Origin of the sequence: Shouchella oshimensis, from assembly GCF_004375095.1 — a bacterium.
Taxonomy (GTDB): domain Bacteria; phylum Bacillota; class Bacilli; order Bacillales; family Bacillaceae_D; genus Shouchella; species Shouchella oshimensis.
Genome location: NZ_SNUX01000002.1, coordinates 689,069 through 712,874, shown reverse-complemented (window position 1 = coordinate 712,874; position 23,806 = coordinate 689,069). Strand labels below are relative to the sequence as shown.

Annotated in this window: 24 protein-coding genes; 17 read left to right on the top strand and 7 right to left on the bottom strand. The window is 40.5% G+C overall.

The window, feature by feature from the left end; all coding sequences use genetic code 11:
• Nucleotides 1-162 precede the first annotated feature (162 nt).
• The 5 genes from E2L03_RS09530 (at nucleotide 163) to E2L03_RS09510 (ending at nucleotide 5,619) form a co-directional block, all read left to right on the top strand.
• Entirely contained in the window at nucleotides 163-1,017 is an 855-nt protein-coding gene (locus E2L03_RS09530) for a glycoside hydrolase family 16 protein (RefSeq protein ID WP_038477154.1), read from the top strand.
• A gap of 284 nt (nucleotides 1,018-1,301) precedes the next feature.
• Complete coding sequence (locus E2L03_RS09525) at nucleotides 1,302-2,348, top strand: amino acid ABC transporter substrate-binding protein (protein WP_038477149.1); 1,047 nt, start codon at nucleotides 1,302-1,304, stop codon at nucleotides 2,346-2,348.
• A 64-nt stretch (nucleotides 2,349-2,412) separates the two neighbouring features.
• Nucleotides 2,413-3,588, top strand: coding sequence for an amino acid ABC transporter permease (locus E2L03_RS09520; protein WP_134259064.1), 1,176 nt, complete (start codon nucleotides 2,413-2,415; stop codon nucleotides 3,586-3,588).
• A 4-nt stretch (nucleotides 3,589-3,592) separates the two neighbouring features.
• Nucleotides 3,593-4,795, top strand: coding sequence for an amino acid ABC transporter permease (locus E2L03_RS09515; RefSeq protein WP_134259063.1), 1,203 nt, complete (start codon nucleotides 3,593-3,595; stop codon nucleotides 4,793-4,795).
• Between the two features lie 101 nt (nucleotides 4,796-4,896).
• On the top strand, nucleotides 4,897-5,619 hold the full coding sequence (locus E2L03_RS09510; RefSeq protein ID WP_148305223.1) for an amino acid ABC transporter ATP-binding protein: 723 nt from the start codon (nucleotides 4,897-4,899) through the stop codon (nucleotides 5,617-5,619).
• A gap of 240 nt (nucleotides 5,620-5,859) precedes the next feature.
• On the opposite strand, the gene E2L03_RS09505 is transcribed toward E2L03_RS09510, so the two are convergent.
• The gene (locus tag E2L03_RS09505; RefSeq protein WP_124741430.1) at nucleotides 5,860-7,332 is read right to left on the bottom strand and encodes a DHA2 family efflux MFS transporter permease subunit; all 1,473 of its coding nucleotides are present in this window, start codon (nucleotides 7,330-7,332) and stop codon (nucleotides 5,860-5,862) included.
• 148 nt (nucleotides 7,333-7,480) lie between these two features.
• On the opposite strand from E2L03_RS09505, the gene E2L03_RS09500 reads away from it, so the two are divergent.
• On the top strand, nucleotides 7,481-8,350 hold the full coding sequence (locus E2L03_RS09500) for a TetR/AcrR family transcriptional regulator (protein WP_038477137.1): 870 nt from the start codon (nucleotides 7,481-7,483) through the stop codon (nucleotides 8,348-8,350).
• 74 nt (nucleotides 8,351-8,424) lie between these two features.
• Here E2L03_RS09500 and E2L03_RS09495 read toward each other — a convergent pair whose 3' ends face one another.
• Complete coding sequence (locus E2L03_RS09495) at nucleotides 8,425-9,018, bottom strand: hypothetical protein (protein WP_134259062.1); 594 nt, start codon at nucleotides 9,016-9,018, stop codon at nucleotides 8,425-8,427.
• A gap of 358 nt (nucleotides 9,019-9,376) precedes the next feature.
• On the opposite strand from E2L03_RS09495, the gene E2L03_RS09490 reads away from it, so the two are divergent.
• From E2L03_RS09490 to E2L03_RS20395, 7 genes are all read left to right on the top strand, one after another.
• Complete coding sequence (locus E2L03_RS09490; protein ID WP_134259061.1) at nucleotides 9,377-9,889, top strand: GNAT family N-acetyltransferase; 513 nt, start codon at nucleotides 9,377-9,379, stop codon at nucleotides 9,887-9,889.
• A 138-nt stretch (nucleotides 9,890-10,027) separates the two neighbouring features.
• Nucleotides 10,028-11,017, top strand: a complete 990-nt coding sequence (gene mgrA, locus E2L03_RS09485; protein WP_134259060.1) for an L-glyceraldehyde 3-phosphate reductase — start codon at nucleotides 10,028-10,030, stop codon at nucleotides 11,015-11,017.
• Between the two features lie 284 nt (nucleotides 11,018-11,301).
• The gene (locus tag E2L03_RS09480; RefSeq protein WP_055736663.1) at nucleotides 11,302-12,303 is read left to right on the top strand and encodes a sulfate ABC transporter substrate-binding protein; all 1,002 of its coding nucleotides are present in this window, start codon (nucleotides 11,302-11,304) and stop codon (nucleotides 12,301-12,303) included.
• 16 nt (nucleotides 12,304-12,319) lie between these two features.
• Complete coding sequence (gene cysT, locus E2L03_RS09475) at nucleotides 12,320-13,147, top strand: sulfate ABC transporter permease subunit CysT (protein WP_055736662.1); 828 nt, start codon at nucleotides 12,320-12,322, stop codon at nucleotides 13,145-13,147.
• Entirely contained in the window at nucleotides 13,147-13,965 is an 819-nt protein-coding gene (gene cysW / locus E2L03_RS09470) for a sulfate ABC transporter permease subunit CysW (RefSeq protein ID WP_134259059.1), read from the top strand. The genes cysT and cysW overlap by 1 nt, the downstream gene beginning before the upstream one ends.
• A complete protein-coding gene (locus E2L03_RS09465; protein ID WP_038477115.1) occupies nucleotides 13,962-15,029 on the top strand; it encodes a sulfate/molybdate ABC transporter ATP-binding protein in 1,068 nt (355 codons plus the stop codon). Before cysW ends, E2L03_RS09465 begins: the two co-directional genes overlap by 4 nt.
• A 193-nt stretch (nucleotides 15,030-15,222) precedes the next feature.
• Nucleotides 15,223-15,390, top strand: coding sequence for a hypothetical protein (locus E2L03_RS20395; protein WP_158318490.1), 168 nt, complete (start codon nucleotides 15,223-15,225; stop codon nucleotides 15,388-15,390).
• A gap of 108 nt (nucleotides 15,391-15,498) precedes the next feature.
• Here the strand turns inward: E2L03_RS20395 and E2L03_RS09460 are convergent, their stop codons facing one another.
• From E2L03_RS09460 to E2L03_RS09445, 4 genes are all read right to left on the bottom strand, one after another.
• Nucleotides 15,499-16,098 carry a response regulator transcription factor gene (locus E2L03_RS09460; protein ID WP_038477113.1) on the bottom strand — a complete coding sequence of 200 codons (600 nt, stop codon included), beginning with the start codon at nucleotides 16,096-16,098 and terminating at the stop codon, nucleotides 15,499-15,501.
• A complete protein-coding gene (locus tag E2L03_RS09455; RefSeq protein ID WP_134259058.1) occupies nucleotides 16,095-17,228 on the bottom strand; it encodes a sensor histidine kinase in 1,134 nt (377 codons plus the stop codon). The genes E2L03_RS09460 and E2L03_RS09455 overlap by 4 nt, the downstream gene beginning before the upstream one ends.
• 75 nt (nucleotides 17,229-17,303) lie before the next feature.
• On the bottom strand, nucleotides 17,304-18,347 hold the full coding sequence (desA, locus tag E2L03_RS09450) for a Delta(5) desaturase DesA (protein WP_134259057.1): 1,044 nt from the start codon (nucleotides 18,345-18,347) through the stop codon (nucleotides 17,304-17,306).
• Nucleotides 18,348-18,813: 466 nt separating this feature from the next.
• Complete coding sequence (locus tag E2L03_RS09445; RefSeq protein ID WP_134259056.1) at nucleotides 18,814-19,911, bottom strand: DNA alkylation repair protein; 1,098 nt, start codon at nucleotides 19,909-19,911, stop codon at nucleotides 18,814-18,816.
• A gap of 140 nt (nucleotides 19,912-20,051) precedes the next feature.
• Here E2L03_RS09445 and sda point away from each other — a divergent pair, with 140 nt between their 5' ends.
• Nucleotides 20,052-20,240 (top strand): sporulation histidine kinase inhibitor Sda, encoded by a 189-nt coding sequence (gene sda / locus E2L03_RS09440; RefSeq protein WP_038477103.1) that lies wholly within the window; start codon nucleotides 20,052-20,054, stop codon nucleotides 20,238-20,240.
• Nucleotides 20,241-20,619: 379 nt separating this feature from the next.
• Here the strand turns inward: sda and E2L03_RS09435 are convergent, their stop codons facing one another.
• A complete protein-coding gene (locus tag E2L03_RS09435) occupies nucleotides 20,620-21,609 on the bottom strand; it encodes a zinc-dependent alcohol dehydrogenase family protein (protein WP_038477097.1) in 990 nt (329 codons plus the stop codon).
• 223 nt (nucleotides 21,610-21,832) lie between these two features.
• Here E2L03_RS09435 and E2L03_RS09430 point away from each other — a divergent pair, with 223 nt between their 5' ends.
• From E2L03_RS09430 to E2L03_RS09420, 3 genes are read left to right on the top strand one after another with little or no spacing between them, the layout of a single operon-like run.
• Nucleotides 21,833-22,261 (top strand): type II toxin-antitoxin system RelB family anti-toxin, encoded by a 429-nt coding sequence (locus E2L03_RS09430; RefSeq protein WP_197196478.1) that lies wholly within the window; start codon nucleotides 21,833-21,835, stop codon nucleotides 22,259-22,261.
• On the top strand, nucleotides 22,258-22,992 hold the full coding sequence (locus tag E2L03_RS09425) for an ABC transporter ATP-binding protein (protein WP_134259055.1): 735 nt from the start codon (nucleotides 22,258-22,260) through the stop codon (nucleotides 22,990-22,992). Before E2L03_RS09430 ends, E2L03_RS09425 begins: the two co-directional genes overlap by 4 nt.
• Entirely contained in the window at nucleotides 22,989-23,720 is a 732-nt protein-coding gene (locus tag E2L03_RS09420) for an ABC transporter permease (RefSeq protein WP_095149644.1), read from the top strand. Before E2L03_RS09425 ends, E2L03_RS09420 begins: the two co-directional genes overlap by 4 nt.
• Nucleotides 23,721-23,806: the final 86 nt, after the last annotated feature.

Genomic DNA, 23,806 nt, shown 5'->3' with positions numbered 1-23,806 from the left:
TACAGAAACCATTTTTCTACATTAGCCATTCTGATTCGCCAGGATTTTCCCAACCTCGTTCTTTTTTTCCCAACTGTGTAAGAAACATCTAGCTTTTATACTTAAAACTAGAAACACTTCTCACGAAAAGCAGACACCTTAAATCATTAAGGAGGAGATGACATGAAGAAAGTAATAGGAGCACTATCGATAGCTGCTTGCACCACTTTGTTCGCCACTTCATATGCCGGTGCAGAAGAGACTCAAGGAGAACCATCCATTGAACAAGAAGGATGGAACTTAGTCTGGAGTGATGAATTTGACGGCAATTCGCTTGACCCATCTAAATGGCGGCATGATATTGGCAACGGACAGCCGAATTTGCCTGGCTGGGGAAATGAAGAACTACAATACTATAGCGATGATCCGAAGAACGTTCGTGTGGAAAATGGGGAATTAATTATTGAAGCGCACCAAGAATCCGTTTCTGATCAATATGGCACATACGGCTATACATCAGGAAAAGTGTTAACAGAAGGTCGTTTCAGTCAAACCTATGGCCGTTTTGAAGCACGCATGCGTTTACCGGCTGGACAAGGTTTCTGGCCAGCTTTTTGGATGATGCCTGAGAATGACCAGTACGGTGGTTGGGCAGCATCTGGTGAAATTGATATTATGGAGAATGCAGGGGGAACACCTAATAAAGTAGGAGGCGCTATTCATTATGGTGGTCCTTGGCCGGAGAATCAATTTCAAGCTGGGGATTACTATTTCCCTGCTGGTACCGATGCGACGGGATATCACGAATATGCAGTAGAATGGGAGCCAGGAGAAATTCGCTGGTATGTTGACGGGAACCACTATCAAACGATTAACGACTGGTATTCTACCGGTGGATCTTACCCTGCACCATTTGATCAAGACTTCCATTTAATTCTCAACCTAGCTGTTGGTGGTTGGTATGGTGGAAATCCAGACGGATCAACACCGTTTCCATCTTCCATGGCAGTTGATTATGTGCGTGTGTATGAGCGGTAACGATAAATCATATAGAATCGTAAATTCAAGTAACCCTTGGATTTACGATTTTTTTATGTACTAGAAAATACAAATCATAACGGTATATTTCGAACGAAACATGCATAAATACGAGTAAGACAAACTCATAGGGAGGATGCTGAAAAGCAACACAGACAAAGAAAAGTCAAAAAATTTGTCAGATAATGTAACGATCATCACTATTTTAGTTCTTACTTTCTGTATGATGAAACGTATGTACCATCTATTTTAATTTTTGAAAATATTCAATCAGGGGGATGTTTATGAAAAAATATTTAATCGGCTCCGCAGCCGTACTGTCTCTTCTAGCTTTTACAGCATGTAGTGACGAAGGCGCAGATGCAGATGAAAATAGTGGCGGGACGCCTATACTTGATCGTGTCAAAGACCGAGGAGAAGTCATTGCCGGGGTTAACGGAGACTTACCTGGGTTTGGGTACTTAGATTCCAGTGGAGATTACCAAGGTTTTGATGTTGATTTTGCACGAGTCATTGCCGCAGCAGTTTTTGGGGATGCAGACGCCGTTTCTTTCCGTCCATTATCTGCCCAAGATCGTTTAACTGCTGTACAAACCGATGAAGTTGATATTCTAGTACGAAACACTACTAATACGTTAGAGCGAGATGCTATGGGCTTACACTTCGGACCAACGATCTTTTATGACGGACAAGGTATCATGGTGCGTGCGGATAGTGGTATTACGTCATTAGAAGATCTTGAAGGTGCCCGTATTGGTGTTGACACTGGTACGACTACGGAAATGAATTTAGCCGACCAATTCCGCTTATTAGGCATCGATTATGAGCCCCTTCCTTTCGACGGACAAGATCAAGTTGTGGATTCATATGAAAGTGGGAGTGCTGATGCATGGACAACAGATCGGTCAGGCCTTGCTGCTCGTTTAGACACTTTATCGAATCCAGATGATCATGTTATTTTGCCAGATGTCATTTCAAAGGAACCTCTTGCACCTGTCGTAAAATCAACAGACGCTACTTGGTTTGACATCATGAATTGGTCTGTATATGCAACTATTCAAGCCGAAGAATTCGGTATTGATTCAACAAATATTGATTCCTTTATGGATACAGAGGACCCAGAAATTCGTCGATTCTTAGGCTTAGAAGGCGCCCTCGGTGAACAAATTGGTTTAGAGAATGATTTTGCTGTAAACATTATCAAGCAAGTTGGTAATTACGAGGAAATTTACAATCGCCATATTGGTCCAGAGACAACATTTGGCTTAGAACGAGAAATGAACAACATATGGACAAATGGCGGTTTACATTATTCTCCACCATTCCGCTAAATCATTCATACTATTAACAAGGCCTGCCTCATCAGTCAGGCCTTCACATATTTGAGGTGAACTTATGGAAGCAATGAAGCGAATTTGGAACAATCGACGCGCTAAAGATACGACCATTCAAGTCATTTTTATCGTCATTGTTCTTGCTGCGATCGCATTTATTGTCAATAACGTTATTGTCGGAATGAACCGACTTGGCATGTCTCTTGATTTTTCATTTCTGAGCCGTACAGCATCGTTTGATATTTCAGGTGATAAGTTAATCTCTTATTCAGCAACTGATTCGTATGCGCGAGCTATATTGGTAGGGATTCTAAACACATTGCGAGTAGCCTTTATCGGCATTATACTTGCCACAATTTTAGGAACAATTATTGGCATTGCTCGTTTAAGCAAAAACTGGCTTGCTCGTACAATTGCAAAAGTATATGTTGAAATCTTCCGAAACACACCATTACTCGTTCAAATGATTATTTGGTATTCGGCTGTATTTCTGACGTTGCCACTTATTGAATCTGAAGTGAACATCGGTCAGGCATTTTTCTTCAGTAATCGAGGTGTTGCCATTCCTTGGGTTGATGATGCAACCACCGCCACATGGATTTGGGGCGCTGTTCTCCTTATCGGATTCATTGTTGGTATTCTCATCTATCGATTTAAATTAAAACAACAGATGGCACTTGGACAAAACAAGCGCCCGTACCTCTGGTTTATCAGTGCTATTCTCATTGCCGGGATTGCATCGTTTCTTATCACTATGCAAGGTCCCTTTCAACTTAGTATTCCAGCTATCAATGAAAACGGTCGTAGTTATGTAGGGGGCTTTATTCTTTCACCTAGCTTTGGTGCTATTCTTATTGCCCTTGTTATGTATACAGCCGCTTTTATTGCTGAAATCGTACGGGCAGGCATACTCGGTGTGAATAAAGGTCAGCGAGAAGCTGCTTATTCCCTTGGCTTAAAAGAGTCAACAGCTCTGCGCCTTGTTATTTTTCCACAAGCCTATCGCATTATTATACCGCCGATGACGAACCAGTATTTAAATCTGACGAAAAACTCAAGCTTAGGTGTAGCTGTAGGGTATCCGGAAATTGTAACAATTGGCAACATTACGTTATCCCAATCTGGTCGTGCTGTACAGATGATCATCGTAATGATTGCATGCTATTTACTATTTAGCATTTTAACTTCTATTTTTATGAATCTATTTAACAAATTCACGCAACTAAAAGAGAGGTGAGCTCATGGCACAGTCAGACTTACAGCCTAGTGGATTGAAGACATCCCTTCCTCCGCCTAAACATACAACATCTCTAGCAAACTGGTTAAAAGAAAACTTATTTACGAACTGGCGGCAATCGTTATTCACTCTGGCCTTACTTAGCTTTGCCAGCTGGCTTTTATATCAAGTTGGTCATTGGGTTTTCGTCACAGCAGATTGGTCGGTCATCCCACCAAACTTCAAGCTCCTTCTTTCTGGTCAATATCCAGTAGATCAGCTTTGGCGATTATGGACAGGAATACTCCTTTTTGCACTCCTCCTCGGCCTGAGTGCAGGCAGCTGGAAAGGTGTAATGACCCATGTAGCCTTTTTTCTCAGTCTTATTTTTCTTGTTTGCCTTGCGCTTCCTTTTGTCGCGTTTGAAACTAGACTTTGGCTTAGTGGTGCCATCCTGATCATGGGAGCTGGATTTGGCCTCGGGCATTTCTTTAAAATAAAAAAAACCGTGCTACTCGTATGGATTGGATTTATACCCATTTCTGGTTTTCTACTACACGGATTCGGGCTATTGCCTAGCGTTGGGACGAATCTATGGGGTGGTTTCTTACTGACATTACTACTCGCTTCTGTCGCCATTCTTTGTTCGTTCCCCCTTGGCTTGCTCCTAGCTTTGGGACGGCGCAGTAAGTTACCGGCTATTAAATACTTCTGTATCTTCTATATTGAGCTCATTCGTGGTGTACCACTTATTACGATTTTATTCGTTGCTCAAATCATGCTGCCGCTCTTATTAGGTGGATCTGTATCCATCGACCATATCGTTCGGGCTATGATTGGGTTGACCATGTTTAATGCTGCGTACCTTGCTGAGAATATTCGAGGTGGCCTTCAATCTATACCAAGAGGACAATTTGAAGCAGCTCACGCACTCGGTCTAGGAACACCTGTCACCACCTGCTTTGTCATATTACCGCAAGCGTTGAAAGCCGTCATTCCAAGTATGGTCGGACAGTTTATCGCCATTTTCAAAGATACTTCCCTTGTTGCCATCGTTGGCTTAATTGACTTACTCGGTATGGCACGAAATATTGCCGCCAACCCTGAATTTATTGGTTATCAAATGGAGCTATTTTTATTCGTTGCTCTCGTCTTCTTTATCTTCTGCTCCATACTTTCTTACGCTTCAAGACGAATTGAGCACTCCCTTGGTGTAGGCGATCGTTAATTTAAAAACAGAAAGGATATGAGGTTATGTCACAGACAGAAGAAACGACAACAGCGCTTGATGCATTTGATTCGGATATCCCTCTAGCTGAGAGAGAACCCATTATTACATGTGATAGTATCAATAAATGGTTTGGGGACTTACATGTACTGAAAGATGTCAATTTAGAGGTGAAACGGGGAGAAGTGATTTGCGTCTTAGGACCATCTGGTTCAGGGAAATCCACTTTTATCCGGACGCTAAATGGCCTTGAGGACATCCAGCAAGGTTCAATTACAATTGATGGCACAAGCCTTTCAGATGATATTAAAGAAATGGACAAAATTCGTAGGGAAACGGGGATGGTTTTTCAACAATTTAATTTGTTCCCGCACATGACAATTAAGAAAAACATTATGCTTTCCCCTATGTGGGTAAGAAAATGGCCCAAAGCCGAAGTAGAGAAAAAGGCATTAGCATTGCTTGAGCGGGTCGGTATACCAGAACAAGCGAACAAATACCCTGGTCAACTTTCAGGAGGACAGCAGCAGCGTGTTGCGATTGCTAGAGCTCTTGCCATGGAGCCAAAGATTATGCTGTTTGACGAGCCTACATCTGCACTAGATCCTGAAATGATTAAGGAAGTGCTAGACGTTATGAAAGAGCTCGCTAAAACGGGGATGACGATGGTTGTCGTGACACATGAAATGAATTTTGCGCAAGAGGTCGGGGACCGGATCATATTATTTGATCAAGGAGAAATTATTGAAACAGGTACACCGACTGAGCTATTCGAAAATCCAAAGCACGAGCGAACAAAACTATTTTTGTCACAGATTCTTTAAGAAACTAAACCGGATGCATTTATCCGGTTTGATTTCTGTTCTCTGTCGATTGAACCTTTCGCAACGCAACAATTGTGGCAAAGAAATAAAGACTGATGGTTAAGAGAAATAGCACCATTACCCTCAACTCCTTTCTTACACTGTAAAGCCCTTTCATTAAGCTAGTGTAAAGAACGAGTAAAAGATTCATGAGAATCACTAAGAAAAAGAGTATGGAGGATCACTCCATACTCTTTTTCTTTATTCTGCTTCGATTTTTCGTACAGCTTCCATACTTGTATCAACTCTTTTCACAAAGAACGAGAGCAGTAATGCAATAAGTGTCATTCCAAACGCGACATAGAAAGAAAATTGTATTCCCGCTAATAACGACTGTTGCATTAGCGCAGCTTCATTGACAGCAGCAGGATCAGTTTGGCTTAAAATACTTTCTGCTTCGCTAGCAGCAACACTGTTCATAATCGTTACAAGAATTGCTGTTCCAATGGATCCAGATACTTGTTGTGCCGTATTGTTAATGGCCGTCCCGTGCGGATTTAAACGTGTTGGTAGTTGATTTAATCCGTTTGTCATAATGGGCATCATGACAAGAGACATTCCTAGCATTCGTATACTGTAAATAACAACAATCATAGCATACGGTGTATCAAGTTGGAGGTTAGCCAACATATAAGTAGAAATAGCCGAAATCACAAGACCAAGTACAGATATGGTTCGTGGTCCAAATTTATCAAATAGCTTCCCGGTTATAGGAGACATCAATCCCATAATAATGGCTCCTGGTAACATAAGTAACCCGGAATCTAGCGGTGAGATACCGCGTACGCTTTGTACATAAGCAGGCGTCAAAATCATACCGGAGAACATAGCCACTGCATTAACTGCAGCAATAACCGATGCCAATGCAAACATTGGGTACTTATACACTCGTAAATCTAAGAGCGGCTCATCCATCCGCAATTGCCGTATGATAAAGGCAGTGAGGGTAATGACACCAACGATTAATGTCACTAATACCCAAAAATCTGTCCATCCATCCGAGCTTGCTGAGCTGAATCCATAAAGCAACCCACCAAAGCCTAAGCTTGAAAGGACCACTGACGTGTAGTCCAAGTGAGCCTCTTTATTTTGAGGCATCACGTTTCCTAATTTCCATAAAGCTAAAACAAGACTAATAATAGAAAGTGGCAGAATCATTTCAAATAACAAGCGCCAATCGTAATTTTGCACAATGTAACCAGATAATGTTGGTCCAATCGCAGGTGCAGTAATCATGACAAGACCAAATACACCCATAGCCGTCCCCCGTTTTTCCCGTGGAAAACTAATGAGCATCACGTTCATCAGCAACGGTCCCATAACAGAGCCGCCTACCGCCTGCACCATTCTTCCTGTTAATAACAGACCAAAGTTTGGAGCAAATGCCGCAAGAGCTGTTCCGATTGTAAAAATGGCCATTGCTGCTATATAAAGATTCCGATTTGTAAACCGGGTTAATAAATAGGCAGAAGCTGGAATTAGTACACCACTGACAAGCATATAGCCAGTTGCTAGCCATTGAACTGTGGAGTAATCTTCAATGCCTAAATCCACCATAATACTTGGTAAAGCCACATTTAATAATGAATTATTTAAGAATGCTACAAACGCACCAACAAATAAAATCCCTATCATCAAGTAGGGAGGTCTTTTTAGCTGCATGCTTTCGTTCATGCATCGTCACCTCTAATCAGAAATTCAACACTACGCTATATTATACCTATGGTACAATATAGTCAATATATTATACTCACTGTATAAATTGTTTTTTTTCGTTCTAGAATTTATACTAAGCACATCGGAATCTATCGAGGAGGCTCCAATGAACGAAAGAAAGAAACATGTCGCGGAAACGGCTTTAAAACTCTTTCAAGAGAAAGGCATTCAGCATACATCGATCCAAGATATAGTAAAAGCAGCATCTATCTCAAAAGGTACGTTTTATAATTATTTTTCCTCTAAAAATGATTGTGTTGCCGAAATTTTAGAGGATTTACGATATGAAGCAAGCCAACGGCGCATTGCTGCACAAATCGGCAAAGCCCGAAACGATCGAACCATTTTCATTGAGCAAATTGCGATTTTCATTAAATTGCAAGAAGAAAAACACCTATATCGGCTATTCGAAGCGATTCTCCATTCAAACGAAGCCGATTTAAAGAAGCTAGTCCTCAAGCACCGCGTGCATGATATGGAATGGCTCACCCAACGCTTAATTGAAGTAAGAGGTGAATCCGTACGCCCTTATGCATTTGAAGGAGTCGTTCTTTTTACGGGTATGATGCAACACACACTATTTGTTCATCGCTATACAAACAGTAGTTACCATCTTGAGACAGTCATAGACATCCTACTTTCCTATTTAGAAGACATTCTGAAAAAAATGGAGCGAGATCAGCATCTGTTGTTGAACGATGGTGCCATTCAGCAATTCCGTTCCCAAGTTGAACATAGAACGATTACAAAAAAAGATGTGTTGTCTTACGCAGAGTCATTTGATGTAGCACACTTTTACGAAGAGCAGAAAGATTTATTTGATGCCATTTTAGAAGAGCTTCAAAAAGAGCGTATACGAAAAGCCGTTCTGTTACCTTTATTGAAACCGTTTCAAGCATCAGCACAAGATACAACAATGGAAGACACTGTACAAACGTTTATTAACATGATTTGGTATTACGTTCATTCATACTGACTCCTTTTCATACAACGTGCATAAGGGCAGGGCTTCACTTATGAAATAAGAGAAAAAGATGTAGCAACGATGCGCTACATCTCTTTTATTTTCGAACGCCATTCTTCACGTAAGCGTTCATTGTATTCCTCTGCTGTTTCTCCTTCTTGAATAGGAAATTCTTCTTCGAGCTGGCTCCCTATTTCACGCCACGCATAATTGTAAGCAAAATGGTCATATTCCCATTCAAACATAAATGCTTCTAGTGACATTCCATGAGCGGCAGCGATAGGTTTCATAAACGCGTCGTCGACTTGTTCCAATTCTTGATTTATGAAGGTATGAATCTGATTCTCACTCATATCTACACCATATACTTCTTTTGCTACCATTAGTTGATCGTTTCTTTTTACATGTGCCTGTTCCGCTTGTGCGAGTAAATCTTCTTCAGAATGCACATGACCAGTAGTCAGTTGATTGATTCTTAGTCTTATTGCCCATTTCTCTATTCCTTTGTCCCTTAGTCCATCTATAGCGGCGACATCTTCTCGCGCTTGTACAATTGCTTCTAAAAGTGGCTGTTGGAACTGCTCATTTTCTTCCGGGGCTATGGTTTGAATTTGGAAAAAGAAAAGGCTTACGATAAGAATTGCACCTAAAATAGGAGCTCCTACGATCCATTTTTTCACCTAATCACCTCCACTCGTTTTACGTAACAACATGAACCATGTTTCATCCCATTAGACTGTTTTGCGAGCAAGCCATTTGTTCACCCATTGTGCAACGACTGTGTCTTAAAACTTTAATCGCCCATCTGCATTTGCAGGATTTCGCCATAAAAGAATGAATTTCATTACCAATACCCACTTTCTACACTTTTTGTCTTAAGGAACGAGTTGTTTTTATTTACTTAACAAGCTACAAATTACGATAAAATACTTACAGATTCGCTACTACTGTCTAGCTTCTAAAAAAAGTGACTCGAAAAAAGAGGCACGCTCCTAGCAACATGTGAATTGTAAAAAAAAAAACGAGGAGGAAAACAAATTGAACGAGGATGTACTCGTAACGGATCGACTAGCCTTGCGGCAGATGACACTTACCGATGTAGACCATTTAATGACCATATTTACTGATCCAGAAGCAATGGTTCATTATCCTGGAACAAAAAGTGAAACTGAAACAAAAAAATGGATTCAATGGCAGCTAGGTCTTTATCAACAAACCGGGGCTGGTCTATGGATTGTTGAAGACAAAGAGACAAAAACATTTTTAGGTCAATGTGGTTTAGTGCCCCAACATGTAGAAGGGAAAGATGAAGTAGAAATTGGTTACTTGTTCGCAAGGCATGCGTGGGGCAATGGCTATGCAACCGAAGCGGCATCTGCTTGCCGTGATTTCGCCATTAACGACTTAGGACAAAAGCGACTCATTTCCTTAATTGCTCCACTCAACTACCCTTCCATTCGAGTCGCTGAGCGAATTGGTATGACAAAAGAAAAACGCATTCTTACGTGGGGAAAAGAAATTTTGGTTTATAGTCTGTGTGAGTCTTCTTAGCTATGAGCAAGTAAACTCTTATACAAAATAGACATGCCACATTTTGATTTAGCTTACAGTATAACTCGTAATTTTAAAAGTGGAAGGAAACGAAGAAAACGTTTACAATGTGAAGAATGACGATAAAGGAGAGATTCTATGGTATACGTAGCAGCTAGTAATAGATACGAACACATGCAGTATCGTCGGTCTGGACACTCTGGTTTAAAACTTCCACTTATTTCGTTTGGCTTGTGGCATAATTTCGGCGGTGTCGATGCAAGGGAAACGGGAAAAGAAATGATACGAAAAGCCTTTGACTTAGGCATAACACATTTTGATTTGGCAAATAATTACGGACCACCACCAGGTTCTGCAGAAGAATTTTTTGGAGAGATGCTCAAGACAGATTTGGCGCCTTACAGAGATGAACTCATTATTTCCAGCAAAGCAGGTTACAAGATGTGGGACGGCCCTTATGGAGACTGGGGTTCAAAAAAATACCTCGTATCAAGCTTAGATCAAAGCTTAAAAAGAATGGGGTTAGAGTATGTTGATGTGTTCTATCATCATCGTCCTGATCCTGATACACCCCTTGAAGAGACGATGCATGCACTGGATTTACTTGTTCGACAAGGAAAAGCCTTATATATTGGCATTTCGAGCTATGATGCAAAGCAAACCTCTGAAGCCGTGAAGATACTCAGTGACCTGGGTACACCATTATTCATTCATCAACCTGCTTACTCCATGTTGAACCGTTGGATTGAAGACGGGTTGCAAGAAGTGTTGGAGGAGAATGGAGTTGGTTCGATTGCATTTGTTCCACTTGCTCAAGGTTTGTTAACAAGCAAGTACTTAAATGGAATTCCTAAAGGATCTCGCGCTAGTAAGGGAACGAGCTTGTCTCAAGAAGAGATCACCGATGCTACCATTTCAAAATTAATTCAATTAAACGAGATAGCAAAGGAGCGCAACCAGTCCCTAGCCCAGATGAGCCTAGCTTGGGTACTTCGTGAAGGGAAAGTCACATCAGCATTAATTGGCGCAAGTAAGGTGGAACAAATTGAAGAGAATGTAAAAGCCCTTGATCATTTAGCGTTTAGCAAGAGCGAACTAGAAATGATTGATAGTATTCTAACATCTTAATTTCGTTCAGAGCATCACAATGTAAACTAGAATGCCCAGAGTTTGTTTCGATTCGAGACAAGCTCTTTATTTATCACCATGCCTTGTGCCCCGCTATTTTAGCCATATGAAGCTGTACTCACTTTCTTCCCCTTATCAATCATTCCAGTTAAAAGGATGCTTCATTCACAAAAAACTTATTGACAGATCGGAATTATAAGAATAATATAAGAACACATTAGCACGCTATTTTTTTAGTCTTAATTCCCACTAAATACATAGGAATACATAAAAGGAGTGTTGACATGAAAAAAATTATCCTTCCCTTACTATCATTAGGTGTTCTCGCTGCTTGCAATACCACCTCTAGTTCTGGATCGACAGTGGAGTTATTAAATGTCTCTTATGACCCTACGCGTGAATTGTATACGGATGTGGATGATGCCTTTATTGAATATTGGGAAGAAGAAACAGGAGAAACAATTAAAATTAATGCCTCACACGGTGGGTCTGGAAGTCAAGCACGCTCAGTTTTAGATGGCCTTGATGCAGATGTTGTTACGTTAGCATTGGCTTACGATATTGATGTTCTACAGGAAAGAGAGTTGCTCGATTCAGATTGGCAATCACAGTTCGCAGATAACTCTTCTCCTTATACATCTACTATTAATTTTCTCGTCCGAAAAGGTAATCCAAAAGATATTCAAGATTGGGATGATTTAATTCGTGAGGACGTTGAAGTCGTCACTCCAAACCCTAAGACTTCTGGTGGTGCTCGATGGAATTATTTAGCCGCATGGGGATTTGCTGAAGAAGCATATGGCTCCGAAGAAGAAGCACAAGCATTTGTGAGTGATATCTACAAAAATGTGGTCGCTTTAGATTCAGGCGCACGCGGGGCAACGACTTCATTTGTTGAGCGTAATATTGGGGATGTTCTTCTCGCTTGGGAAAACGAAGCGATTCTTGCTGCGAACGAATTAGGGGAAGATGAATTCGATATTGTAACGCCTTCTATTTCAATATTAACCGAACCACCAGTAGCAATCGTTGATAAAGTGGTTGATCGGAAAGGAACACGAGAAGTCGCCGAAGCTTATTTAGAATTTTTATATACCGATGAAGGACAGCGATTAATTGCAGAGCATCACTATCGTCCAAGAAACGAAGAAGTTCTTTCAGAATATAGTGATTCCTTCCCCGAGCTTGAGCTCTTTACCATTGATGAGAAGTTCGGTTCATGGCAAGAAGCACAGGAAAAACATTTCGCCGACGGAGGCATTTTCGATACGATTTATCAACCTTAATACGTAGGAGTCGATTATGAAACGAATATTACCCGGCTTTGGGTTAAGCTTAGGCTTTACGATGCTCTATATGAGTTTTATTGTTTTCATTCCCCTTGCCGCATTGATTGTGTTTACTGTTTATAATGGCTGGGATACGTTTTGGAACGCGCTAAATGACCCACGTGTATACGCAGCGTTTCGCTTATCTTTTACAGCCTCGTTAATTGCTGCATTAATAAATGGTGTTTTTGGGGTTTTAATTGCTTGGGTCATGGTGCGTTACACGTTCCCAGGTAAACGGATCATGGACGGCATGATTGATCTACCTTTCGCCTTACCTACTGCTGTAGCAGGAATAGCGTTGACAAGCCTTTACACAGAAAGTGGATGGATTGGCTCACTACTTGCTCCTCTGGGCATTCAAGTCGCTTTCACACCAATTGGAGTTACCATTGCGCTAACCTTTATTGGACTTCCATTTGTCGTTCGTATGGTGGAACCGGTATTAAAAACCATCGATCAAGAAACGGAAGAAGCTTCGGCACTGCTCGGCGCTACTCCTTTCCAAACATTTCGGACCGTAATCTTCCCTGTGCTCATTCCTGCCTTACTGGCAGGAATGACGCTAGCATTTGCACGAGCCCTTGGAGAATACGGCTCAGTCGTTTTTATCGCCGGTAATATGCCGATGCAAACAGAGATTGTACCGTTGCTTATTATGACGAAGCTTGAGCAATTTGATTATGGTGGCGCTACAGCAATTGCCGTTGTCATGCTAACACTTTCGTTTGCGCTTCTTTTGGCTGTTAATGCACTTCAGTGGTTTATTTCAAGGAAACTTGGACAAAGGAGGATAACGTAATGCAAACAAAAAAAACATGGTTAAGCTATGTATTAATAAGTGTTGCGTTTTTATTCTTACTGTTGTTTTTGTTTCTTCCACTAATCGTAATCTTCTCAGGTGCTTTTGCCCAAGGCTTTCAAGTCTTTGTTGCGTCAATCACAGAACCAGATGCATTATCTGCCATTCAGTTAACACTATTAGTCGTAGTCATTACTGTTCCCTTACATACATTATTTGGTCTAGCTGCCGCTTGGGCGCTTACCAAGTTTCGGTTTAAAGGTAGACAATTTCTCATAACGCTTATAGAAATTCCTTTTGCGGTTTCTCCTGTTATTGCAGGGCTACTCTTTATTTTGCTTTATGGTGTTTATGGCTTTTTTGGTGAATGGCTTACAGCAAATGGTTTTCAAGTGATCTTTGCATTACCAGGAATCATTCTCGCGACGATGTTCGTCACGTTACCTTTTGTAGTGAGAGAACTCATTCCACTAATGGAGGCACAAGGATCAGAAGCCGAAGAAGCATCCGTTACCCTTGGTGCCAGCGGCTGGCAAACCTTTCTTCGTGTGACGTTACCTGCTATTAAATGGGGACTTCTCTACGGCGTCATTCTCTGTACAGCCCGCACAATTGGTGAATTTGGTGCCGTATCCGTTGTATCAGGTCGAATTCGAGGCAGCACTAATACGATGCCCCTTCACGTTGAAATCTTATACAACGAATACCAGTTCACGGCGTCGTTTGCCATTGCTGCATTAATGTCCCTCTTTGCCATTGTTACCATCGTTGTAAAGCAATTGGTGGAATCCCGTCAAAGGAAGGTAAAAACGAAATGACCATAAAAATGACGAACCTCTATAAATCATTCGGTACCACACCGATTTTAAAGGATATTAACCTTGAAGTGGAACAAGGAGAATTGTTCGCTTTACTTGGTCCTTCTGGTTCTGGTAAAACGACACTACTACGCATGATTGCTGGATTAGAGACAACCAATGGTGGCGAAATTGAGATTAAAGGGAAAAATGTCACCCACCGATCCCCACGAGAACGAAAAGTGGGTTTCGTGTTTCAACACTATGCCCTGTTTGCTCACATGACTGTATCAGCAAACATTGCATACGGATTAACGGTTTTAAAACGTAGCGAACGACCTTCTAAGCAAGAGATTACAAAGCGTGTGGATGAACTTCTTTCTCTTGTGAAGCTCGACGGTCTTGGAGAAAGGTATCCTTCTGAATTATCAGGAGGACAGCGTCAACGTGTAGCACTCGCTCGTGCCTTAGCTATTAATCCAGATGTATTACTACTAGATGAGCCGTTCGGGGCACTTGATGCCCAAGTACGTAAAGAGCTACGCCGATGGTTACGAACGTTGCACAAGCAGACAGGTATTACGACTGTATTTGTTACACACGATCAAGAAGAAGCACTTGATGTAGCTGATAAAGTAGTTGTCATGCGCAACGGCACCATCGAGCAAGTAGGCACACCTACTTACGTCTATGAAGAACCCCGAACACCATTTGTCTATGAATTTCTAGGAAACGCAAACCGTTTTTCCGGTCAGGCTAAAGCAGGGACCTTGCACATTCAAGGTGCCGACTGGGAAACCGCTTCAACACTGGAAGAAGAGGAAGCGATCGGATTTGCTCGCCCACACGAATTTTCCATTTCGACGACTTATGAGGGAAAAGCCGACTTAAAAATAACGATCACCTCCATTCATCCAGTTGGACCCATTGTTTTTATTGAAGCGAAACATGAAGGTCACCCGGAGATGATTGACATTCAACAACCGAAAAAAACAATTGTCGAGCTTGGCCTACAAGTTGGCGATACCGCTTATATTCGACCTGAAAAAATTGGTGTTTTCCACGTAAATGACTATGTTATTTAACCAAGTCTATTCCATGCCAAAGAGCCTATACAAAGTGATAGGTTCTTTTGTCTTTTCTATTGCCTTAGTATTAATGACTCTCAAATAAAAAATCTTTCTTATTGTCAAGAAAGCGATCTTCTCGTCAAAATGATAGAATGAATTGATTCAATTTATTACCTAAAAGCAAAAGTTGTTTAAAGGAGGACAGCACTTGATTATTTTCTTACTTTTTATCGTAGTGTTTGTTATTGTCTTTATTCTTAATGGGATTTTTGATGCTTTGTTAAAAAACGAAGGAACACTAAAATCATGGTTTGTAGCCTCAACTGTAATTGCTTTTATTATTACTATAATGGCAAGCTTACTTCTCGGTATGTAACAGGTTTCAGCAGAGGAACAGAACCGATAACAAAACAAGTACATGACCCATACAGGTAGTCAGGAAAAGGACATAGAAGTTGTCTCATTAATGCCCATCTGTTTATTTTTATTTATACCAGCCTTTTTCTTGAATCAGCGAAATAGCTTCAATTCGATTAGTAACGTTTAACTTTTCATAAATCACCGATACATAGTTTCGTACGGTTCCTGTTTTTATGTTTAAATGATCTGCTACTTCTTTTGTGCTCTTTCCTTCTGCAATGAGTTGAATTACTTGACCTTCTCGATCTGTTAACGGGTTCGTGCTGTCGTCGATCATATCCATTAATTCAGGTGCATAGACTTTGCGTCCATCTAGAATCGTGCGAATGGCTCGTGCTAATTCATCACTTGGACTATCTTTTAGCAGATACCCACTGACACCAGCCGCACGAGCATAATTAAAATAACCGGTTCGCGCGAAGGTCGTGAGAATAATAATTTTGCATGCCTCTTCTTTTAATTGTTCAGCAGCCTCTATTCCGGTCATAAGTGGCATTTCAATATCCATAATGCAAATATCCGGTTGGACCTGCTTTACAAGCGCAACGGCGTCAACACCTGTTTTGGCTTTTCCAACAACTGTCATATCGGCTTCCAATTCTAACAAGGATGCAAGTGCACCTAAAACCATTCCTTGATCCTCTGCAATCACAATTCGAATCATAGTACCTCTCCTTCTTTTTGATAAATAATTCTCGGTATAGCAATGGTCAGTACTGTTCCCTCACTAGACGTTATGTCCAAATCCCCGTTCACAAATTCTAGTCTTTCTTTCATTCCAATTAATCCACTTTTCTTTCTTGCTGGTAGCTTATGTTGCAATCCGACGCCATCATCCCTTACAATCATACGCCATTCGTTCGGATGATTTTCTAATTGAATGGTGCACGTAGTAGCTTCACTATGCTTGACTACATTTGTCACAGATTCTTTTAAGCACATACAGAACACGTCTTCAATTAGCAGAGGAAGGTGTTTAAATGACCCTTCTCCTGAAATCTCACACGCCATATCGCTGGAAGCAAGGAGCGCTTGAACATGGACCATCTCGTCTTTCAATCGCGCTGTTCTCATATCTGAGACAATTTCCCTCACTTCACGTAATGCTGTTCTTGACGTTTGGTTTATATCTTCAAGCTCTTGCTCAGCTAAATCTGGCTTGACTTTTAATAACTTTCGAGCCAAGTCACTTTTCAGGCCAATTAAAGATAGCTTTTGTCCCAATGTGTCGTGTAGATCTCTAGCAATCCGCTGCCTCTCCTCCACAACCATAAGCTGGGAGATTCGTTCATTCGCTACTTTAAGCTGGCTCTCTAACTCTTCTCTACGATTACGGTGAGAAATGGTATATGGTAACAAAATCACACCTAATATACTAAGGACATTAAAAGGAAGTTGAGCCATAAACCCTTCATTCTCTAATAAGGAACCAATGGTAAACGCTATGACAGTCGTGGAAAGGTGCACGACATATAGACTAATAAAGCCTGCTCGGCTTTTTAAATTGCCTATAAAAAAGGCGATAAATAATGCGAAGTAGACATAACCAAAATAAATAGTCATGCCAATACTAATAAGCATTTCAATACTAAGTGCTACATAAACGGTCCAGCCTTTTTTGATAAAAGACAAACGATAGGCAGTGAAAAAAAGCATAATCATTGCCACACCTACAATAATTTCATAAACAGTAGATGAACGAATAATGAAGTAAAAGGGCAATAAGCAAAACACAATCCATGCATAGAGACTTAACCCTGTATTTTTGGGGAAAATATGAAACCAGTGATACATTCTAAAGACTCCTTACAGCCAATTTGGTGTACAGCAAAGAAAGCTCCCTTTTCCGAGAGCTTTCCCATTTTACTTTTATCCTACTCGATTTGTTCTACCTCGTGAACGTCGAATGGATTGTAAGCGATTAGCCAGTTTCATTTCTTTAAAGCTAATAAACGTTTGATTCTCTTCATCATATAACCGGAAAGAAATGGATTCAAGACTCTTTTTCAGTGTAATCGTTGTTGCCGTCTGTAATGGTGGTGTATTCTCATGCGTTTTTTCTAAATAATAATTTGGCACTTTGGGACTTAAATGATGCACATGGTGATACCCAATATTGCCAGTCAGCCATTGTATAATCTTAGGTAATTTATAGTAAGAACTTCCATCAACAGCTGCTTTTACAAAATCCCATTCATGATCATTTTCAAAGTAAGAATCTTCGAATTGATGTTGTACATAGAATAGCCAAATTCCTGCTGCGCCTGACACATACATAATAGGAAGTTGAACGAGTAAGAAAGCTTCCCAACCAACAAACATACTCATTCCAACATAAATTAACACAATACAAATATTGGTTACGTACGTATTGTAGCGTTCCTTCCGTTTTGCGCCTTTACAATTGATACGATTTTCTATTAAAAATAAATAGAGTGGACCTAATCCGAATAAAATCAACGGATTTCTGTACAAGCGATACTTTAAACGTTCGAACGATGATGCTTCTTTATATTCATCTACAGTCATTACCCAAATATCACCTGTGCCACGTTTGTCTAGGTTCCCACTCGTTGCATGGTGAATTGAATGACTATGCTTCCACTTTTCAAACGGAAAATGCGTAAGCACACCCGTTACATTTCCTATTAGTCGATTCCATTTAGGTGACTTCAAAAAGCTTCCATGAGTACAATCATGAAAAATAATAAACGTTCGAACAACAAATCCTGCTGCAATAACGGAACAAACAAGACTTAATACAACAGAAATAGTTAAGCTCTGATAAGCTAGGAACCACATAATTAAAAAAGGTACTAGTGTGTTTATTAATTGAAAGACGCCAATCTTTGTATTCGATTTAGCATACGGTGCAACACTTTGTTTTAACGCTCGTTGTTTTTCCCTACTCATCTCCAACCACCTCAATCGTTATTGTAATGGTTGATACTTGCATACGTAAGACACATCTGTCATTCACAGACTATGATAAGTGTCATGGTCAAGACAATAAAGCCCGACTAAAAGCCATTTTACGTATAAAAAAAGAAGCCCTTCATTCCGAGTAGGCTCCTTTCGTCTAACTTTATATGAGGTTTACTATCAAGTAAAAGCAATTTATGGCATTGATATCTCTTTATCATCCATTTCCGTAAGTATATGTTGTAAGAAAACCCGTTCTTCCTCTAACAGGGGACGATTGAGACCGTTTTCAAAATCATCAATTAGTCTCTGTAAAACGTCTGAAGAATAAATACTAATACCCTCCTTTTGCCTAGTATCTTCACTATAGTACAATTGACTTGAGAATGAAAATCAATTTGTTAAAAAAGGCAAAAAACAGGAACATTAGCCTATTCTTCAGCTGTTTGTTTTGCATCTATTCCGTTACAGTTATTGTCGTTTGTGCCAGCGTCACACCATTTGCTAGTAAGGAAACAGTATGATCACCTGGGTAGTGCTTCCTGGTGGATAGATCCGCAAAATGATGCATCCGGTGACGCGTTAATGTCTCTTTTTCCGAAAATGCTCGATCTAAAAGAAGGAATTTTTTTCGTGAACTTTTTCCGTTAGCTTTCATAAAATCGATGGCATATTCAAAGCGAATTCTGCCCTTAACAGGCTCTTTAATCGCTACATCCCAAGATAGCGTAACAGAGTCACCAATTTTAATGTTATTTGCCGAAGCCTCTAAGTGTGCATTTTCAAGAATGTGGGAACATTCTGTACTGTTCACATAATTGAATAGCGCATAAGCTTCAGGTACATCTAGTCTTAATAACCCTCTGCAACCATGACGAATAATCCAATCCGTATATTCATGCTGTCCTTTCCATCGATTGGCAACGGCTAGTACAATAGCAGGATGGTCTTTTGAAAGATCATTTAAATTGTTGGCAACACTTTTTCGGACGTATTTGGAAGGGTCTTTTTTCAAGAGCTCTAACACTTCTAAAACTGGGCTTGGATCGCGCTTGAAGTCCGTCAATGCCTCTCCCCACGGTAAGCGAGGACGACAGCCTTCACTTGCCAAACGTCTAACATGCTCGTCCTTATCCGTTGCCCATCTCTTCATTTGTTCCATCATACGGTCAGGGTCTTTCTTAATAAATGGTCGCACGGCAAACTCACTTGTTGAACCCTTCGTAAAATATTCAAGAGCTTGTATGGACTCTTCCCAATGCTCTAGTCCATACACTTCCACAAAATCAGGAAATAGTACAAACAGCCCTTTTTGAGCATCATTTCCTAATGACTGTAAAATACAAAGTGCCTTCCGATAATCCTTAGGAAGGGTTTGACCAAGAGCCAGTGTAATCTTTCGCATTCGTTCTTTTAAAGACAATGATTCCCACTGTCCACTAAAGATGGCTTCAATGAATTTCACCTTATCGAAATGATCATCTTTAGCGCTTATTCGCGTAGCCAAATCCTCTAATAGTGGTCTACTATACATATTTTTTAATGGCTCTGCCATCTTCTCACCTCTCCACACATCTTCGCCAACTCTCTTTTCTACAAATTTTATAGAAAAAAAGACAATTTGTGTAGGGATTTGCAACGTTATTCTAGAAATTAAGGGATATAAGTGAAATACTGTCGATAAGGAGTGCATTTATGTCATTAAAAAGCTTACCGAATCAATGCCTTTTAGAAGCGTACACCCATGCTCTCACGCTAGCTTTACCAGAAGATTTCATTCTCATTCTTAAAAAGGAAATCCTTCTGCGAATGCAATCAAACAATCAGAATGCGCCGGCAACATCATTTGTTTTGCTTCCTAAATCAGATATAGGAAATGAATAATGATCTATAAAAGAATAGTCTTATCCACACATAGATTACCATTACTTCTTACATATCTTACAAATAAGAATGGCTCTCTTTAATCGTCTTTCTCCACAACTATTCATAGAAACAAGTAACCTTTGTTCTTTTACACCATTACAATAATCAGAAGCAACAACGAATGGAGGATTTATATGTCTACCCTCAATTCTTTTTTAAAAGGACTCATAAAAGGAATAACCCTTTCTCTCATTCTCTTTATCATCTTCACAGCGCTCACATTCCTATTTATTGACCATCCATTTTTACAAGATCTTTTTCTCTTCAGTTTACTATTCTCTATTCCGGTTCTTATTGGACTATTAATTATCAGTCCATTTCTCCCCTTGCTCTATCGCTATTTTTGACCTAGTAAAAACACTTTCCCATTGAAATTCGACGCTTGTTCTGCTTGCTTGACCGCTTGTTGAACATTCGCTAATTCATATGCCGTACCATCATTACTAATAGTTAGTATGCCTTCACTTACATGTGAAATCAGTGTATTGAATGCTTGATGCCAGTGAGTGTCAGTAACAGTCTTGTTCCACTGCCTTAAATGGAAAAGCGTTGTTTGCAAACGACTTGATAATCCTTGCCAATTTACCTGTTGTCCTGATAGCAAGCCAACAGCCAAAAACACCCCATTTCTTTGCACGCAAGCACCAAGCCTGTTCCCTGCTTCACCACCAATGGAATCAATTGCTACCGTTGCACCAGCTCCTGCTGTATATGCTAGCACTTCATCGTACACGGATTCATCGCCATCGTTCACAACAGTTGTTGCGCCTAATTGCAGAAGTTCTTCTTTATAAACGTCATTTCGTACGACGGCAATGAACGAGAACCCTCTTAATTTTGACATTTGTGCAATTAATTTTCCCAGTGCCGAGCTAGCCGCATTCATCACAACAACATCTCTAGGCCTAAGGTTCAAAATGTCTGTACAAAGCACAAATGCTGTTAACGGATTAATATAAAGTTGTGCAGCAGTTCGGTCATTTAGTGTTGAAGGAATTGTCACTACATGAGCTGCTTTTGTTTGAACAACATCTTGCCAAGTCCCTTCTCCTCTTAACGGAAGAACACGCTTTCCAATAAGAGTAGATGACACATTGCTCCCTACCTCTTCAACAATACCTACACCTTCATATCCAGGTACAGCAGGCAGTGAAATGCGATGAGCATATGCCCCACGTATTGGAATAAGATCAGACGGATTAATTGGCATCATCGTCATTTTTACAAGTACGTCATCCTTCTTTAATGCCCGAGACGGACTTTCTTCAACAGATAAAACAGACGCAGGAGAACCAAACTGTCGGTAAATAATTCGTCTACCATTCACAAGCCCAACCCCTTTTAACGCATTATAGCATTAGGTTGAACAACAAAAACAAAACAAATTGGAACCTCCCTTGACTTTCCATCGATTCAATGTCCACACTTTATGGATTCCTTTTCTTTTTTGTTTAAAATGTTAACAGTCGTTAACATCTTACGTTACCTTTAGTTGGTAGAAAAGCTCGTTAATCCCGCTATAATGAAAGAAAAGGAGGATGAAAAATAGGATGAATGAGCATTTAAAGAAACTAAGAAAGAAAAACAAACTCACACAAGAAAACGTTGCAGAGCAACTACAGGTTTCCCGGCAAGCCGTTGCAAAGTGGGAAAGTGGCGATACGGTTCCTGATATGAACCATGCGATTGCTCTTGCCCGCCTGTTTAACGTTCGTTTAGACGATCTGGCTTCAGGAGAAGAGTCCCAATACGGTATCGGACCCAAAGGCAAGCATATTTTTGGAGTCACAACGATTAGCGAACGGGGACACATTGTGATTCCCAAAAAAGCTCGCGATCTTTTTCAATTGCGAGCTGGGGATAAGCTATTAATTCTCGGTGATGAAGAACAAGGATTAGCTCTTGTAAAGAATGAGCATTTTTTAACATTAGCCGATGACATCTTCGCTGCCCAAAATGAAAGTGACGACGTCGAATGAAAGCAATTGAGACGCTTGAATTAACAAAACAGTATGCTACGCACAAAGCTGTGAATCAGCTTAATCTTTCCATTAGAGAAGGCGAACTTTTCGCGTTGCTTGGTTTAAACGGGGCAGGGAAAACAACGTTGATCAATATGCTCACCACTATACTTGCGCCAACAAGTGGTGAAGCTACGATACATCACCTTTCCATACAGAAAAAGCCTCAACAAATAAAATCACTCATTGGAGTTTCTCCACAAGAAAGTGCTGTTGCTCCTCATTTAACCGTGGAAGAAAATATTCTTCTAATGGCGACTATTTATGGAGCATCAAAATTAGAAGCAAAAAAACAGTGTAAACACACTCTCTTGCAATTGAATTTACAAAATGAGAAAACTAAAAAAGCGAAGCATTTATCTGGCGGCATGATGAGGCGATTAAGTATAGGCATGGCGCTCGTCACAAAACCAAACGTCCTTTTTCTTGATGAACCAACTGTAGGAGTTGATGTTGTTGCTCGTAGAGAGCTTTGGAATGTTATCAAGGAATTAAAAGGGAGTATGACGATTGTTTTAACAACCCATCACATGGAAGAAGCAGACGCACTTGCTGACCGGATTGGTATTATGGCAAATGGATTCCTTATTAAAACAGGTACCCCTGCAGACTTAAAAAAGCAGAAGCATACAGACTCTTTAGAGGATGCATTCGTATCCTTTGTGCAAACAGAGGAGGTACCCTCTTGAAGACGTTGGCATTCGCATCTCGAAATTATAAGGAAATGACGCGAGAATGGCTCACCCTACTGTTCGGGTTTGCTTTCCCTTCTCTGCTTCTTTTCTTACTCACTCTTATACAATCGAACATTCCGAATGAACCTTTTCACATTGAACAACTGACCCCGGGTATCGCTCTGTTCAGCTTTTCCTTTATTTCTCTGTTCGCAGGAATGTTGATAGCAAGCGATCGTGAGTGTTCTTTTTTGCTCAGATTATTTACAACGCCTTTACGTTCACAGCACTTCATCCTTGGTTACGCACTACCCCTTTTTTTATTAGCACTCGTACAAATGACTGTTTGCTATCTTATCGCTTTCTTCCTTGGTCTCCCACTGTCTATTAACATCTTTTGGTCAATCCTAACTCTCTTTCCAGCGGCTCTGCTCTTTATTGCGATTGGGTTACTAGCTGGTAGCGTTTGTACTACTAAACAAGTTGGAGGCGTTTGCGGAGCCGTTTTGACGAACCTATGTGCATGGCTTAGTGGTGCTTGGTTTGATGTCTCTTTAATTGGCGGCTGGTTTGAAGCTGTTGCCTATTCCCTCCCATTTGTTCATGCTGTTGAAGCAAGCAGAGAGGCATTATCTGGTCATCTCATCGATACACTTCCTCACGTAGGATGGGTGTTTCTTTACGCAATCGGTATGAGTGTAATGGCCGTCTTTACCTTTAAACGACGTATGCGGTACGTGTGAAAAATGGAAGATACACCACCCCTTTTTTAATATGATTCGAATTTCTTATCATAGAGGATTAAAAAGGGGTATTATGTTCATTACTA

Coding starts and splice junctions, on each gene's coding strand:
- E2L03_RS09530 (WP_038477154.1), top strand. CDS start 163: ATGAAGAAAGTAATAGGAGCACTATCGATAGCTGCTTGCACCACTTTG.
- E2L03_RS09525 (WP_038477149.1), top strand. CDS start 1,302: ATGAAAAAATATTTAATCGGCTCCGCAGCCGTACTGTCTCTTCTAGCT.
- E2L03_RS09520 (WP_134259064.1), top strand. CDS start 2,413: ATGGAAGCAATGAAGCGAATTTGGAACAATCGACGCGCTAAAGATACG.
- E2L03_RS09515 (WP_134259063.1), top strand. CDS start 3,593: ATGGCACAGTCAGACTTACAGCCTAGTGGATTGAAGACATCCCTTCCT.
- E2L03_RS09505 (WP_124741430.1), bottom strand. CDS start 7,332: ATGAACGAAAGCATGCAGCTAAAAAGACCTCCCTACTTGATGATAGGG.
- E2L03_RS09500 (WP_038477137.1), top strand. CDS start 7,481: ATGAACGAAAGAAAGAAACATGTCGCGGAAACGGCTTTAAAACTCTTT.
- mgrA (WP_134259060.1), top strand. CDS start 10,028: ATGGTATACGTAGCAGCTAGTAATAGATACGAACACATGCAGTATCGT.
- E2L03_RS09480 (WP_055736663.1), top strand. CDS start 11,302: ATGAAAAAAATTATCCTTCCCTTACTATCATTAGGTGTTCTCGCTGCT.
- cysT (WP_055736662.1), top strand. CDS start 12,320: ATGAAACGAATATTACCCGGCTTTGGGTTAAGCTTAGGCTTTACGATG.
- cysW (WP_134259059.1), top strand. CDS start 13,147: ATGCAAACAAAAAAAACATGGTTAAGCTATGTATTAATAAGTGTTGCG.
- E2L03_RS09465 (WP_038477115.1), top strand. CDS start 13,962: ATGACCATAAAAATGACGAACCTCTATAAATCATTCGGTACCACACCG.
- E2L03_RS09460 (WP_038477113.1), bottom strand. CDS start 16,098: ATGATTCGAATTGTGATTGCAGAGGATCAAGGAATGGTTTTAGGTGCA.
- E2L03_RS09455 (WP_134259058.1), bottom strand. CDS start 17,228: ATGTATCACTGGTTTCATATTTTCCCCAAAAATACAGGGTTAAGTCTC.
- desA (WP_134259057.1), bottom strand. CDS start 18,347: ATGAGTAGGGAAAAACAACGAGCGTTAAAACAAAGTGTTGCACCGTAT.
- E2L03_RS09445 (WP_134259056.1), bottom strand. CDS start 19,911: ATGGCAGAGCCATTAAAAAATATGTATAGTAGACCACTATTAGAGGAT.
- sda (WP_038477103.1), top strand. CDS start 20,052: ATGTCATTAAAAAGCTTACCGAATCAATGCCTTTTAGAAGCGTACACC.
- E2L03_RS09430 (WP_197196478.1), top strand. CDS start 21,833: ATGAATGAGCATTTAAAGAAACTAAGAAAGAAAAACAAACTCACACAA.
- E2L03_RS09425 (WP_134259055.1), top strand. CDS start 22,258: ATGAAAGCAATTGAGACGCTTGAATTAACAAAACAGTATGCTACGCAC.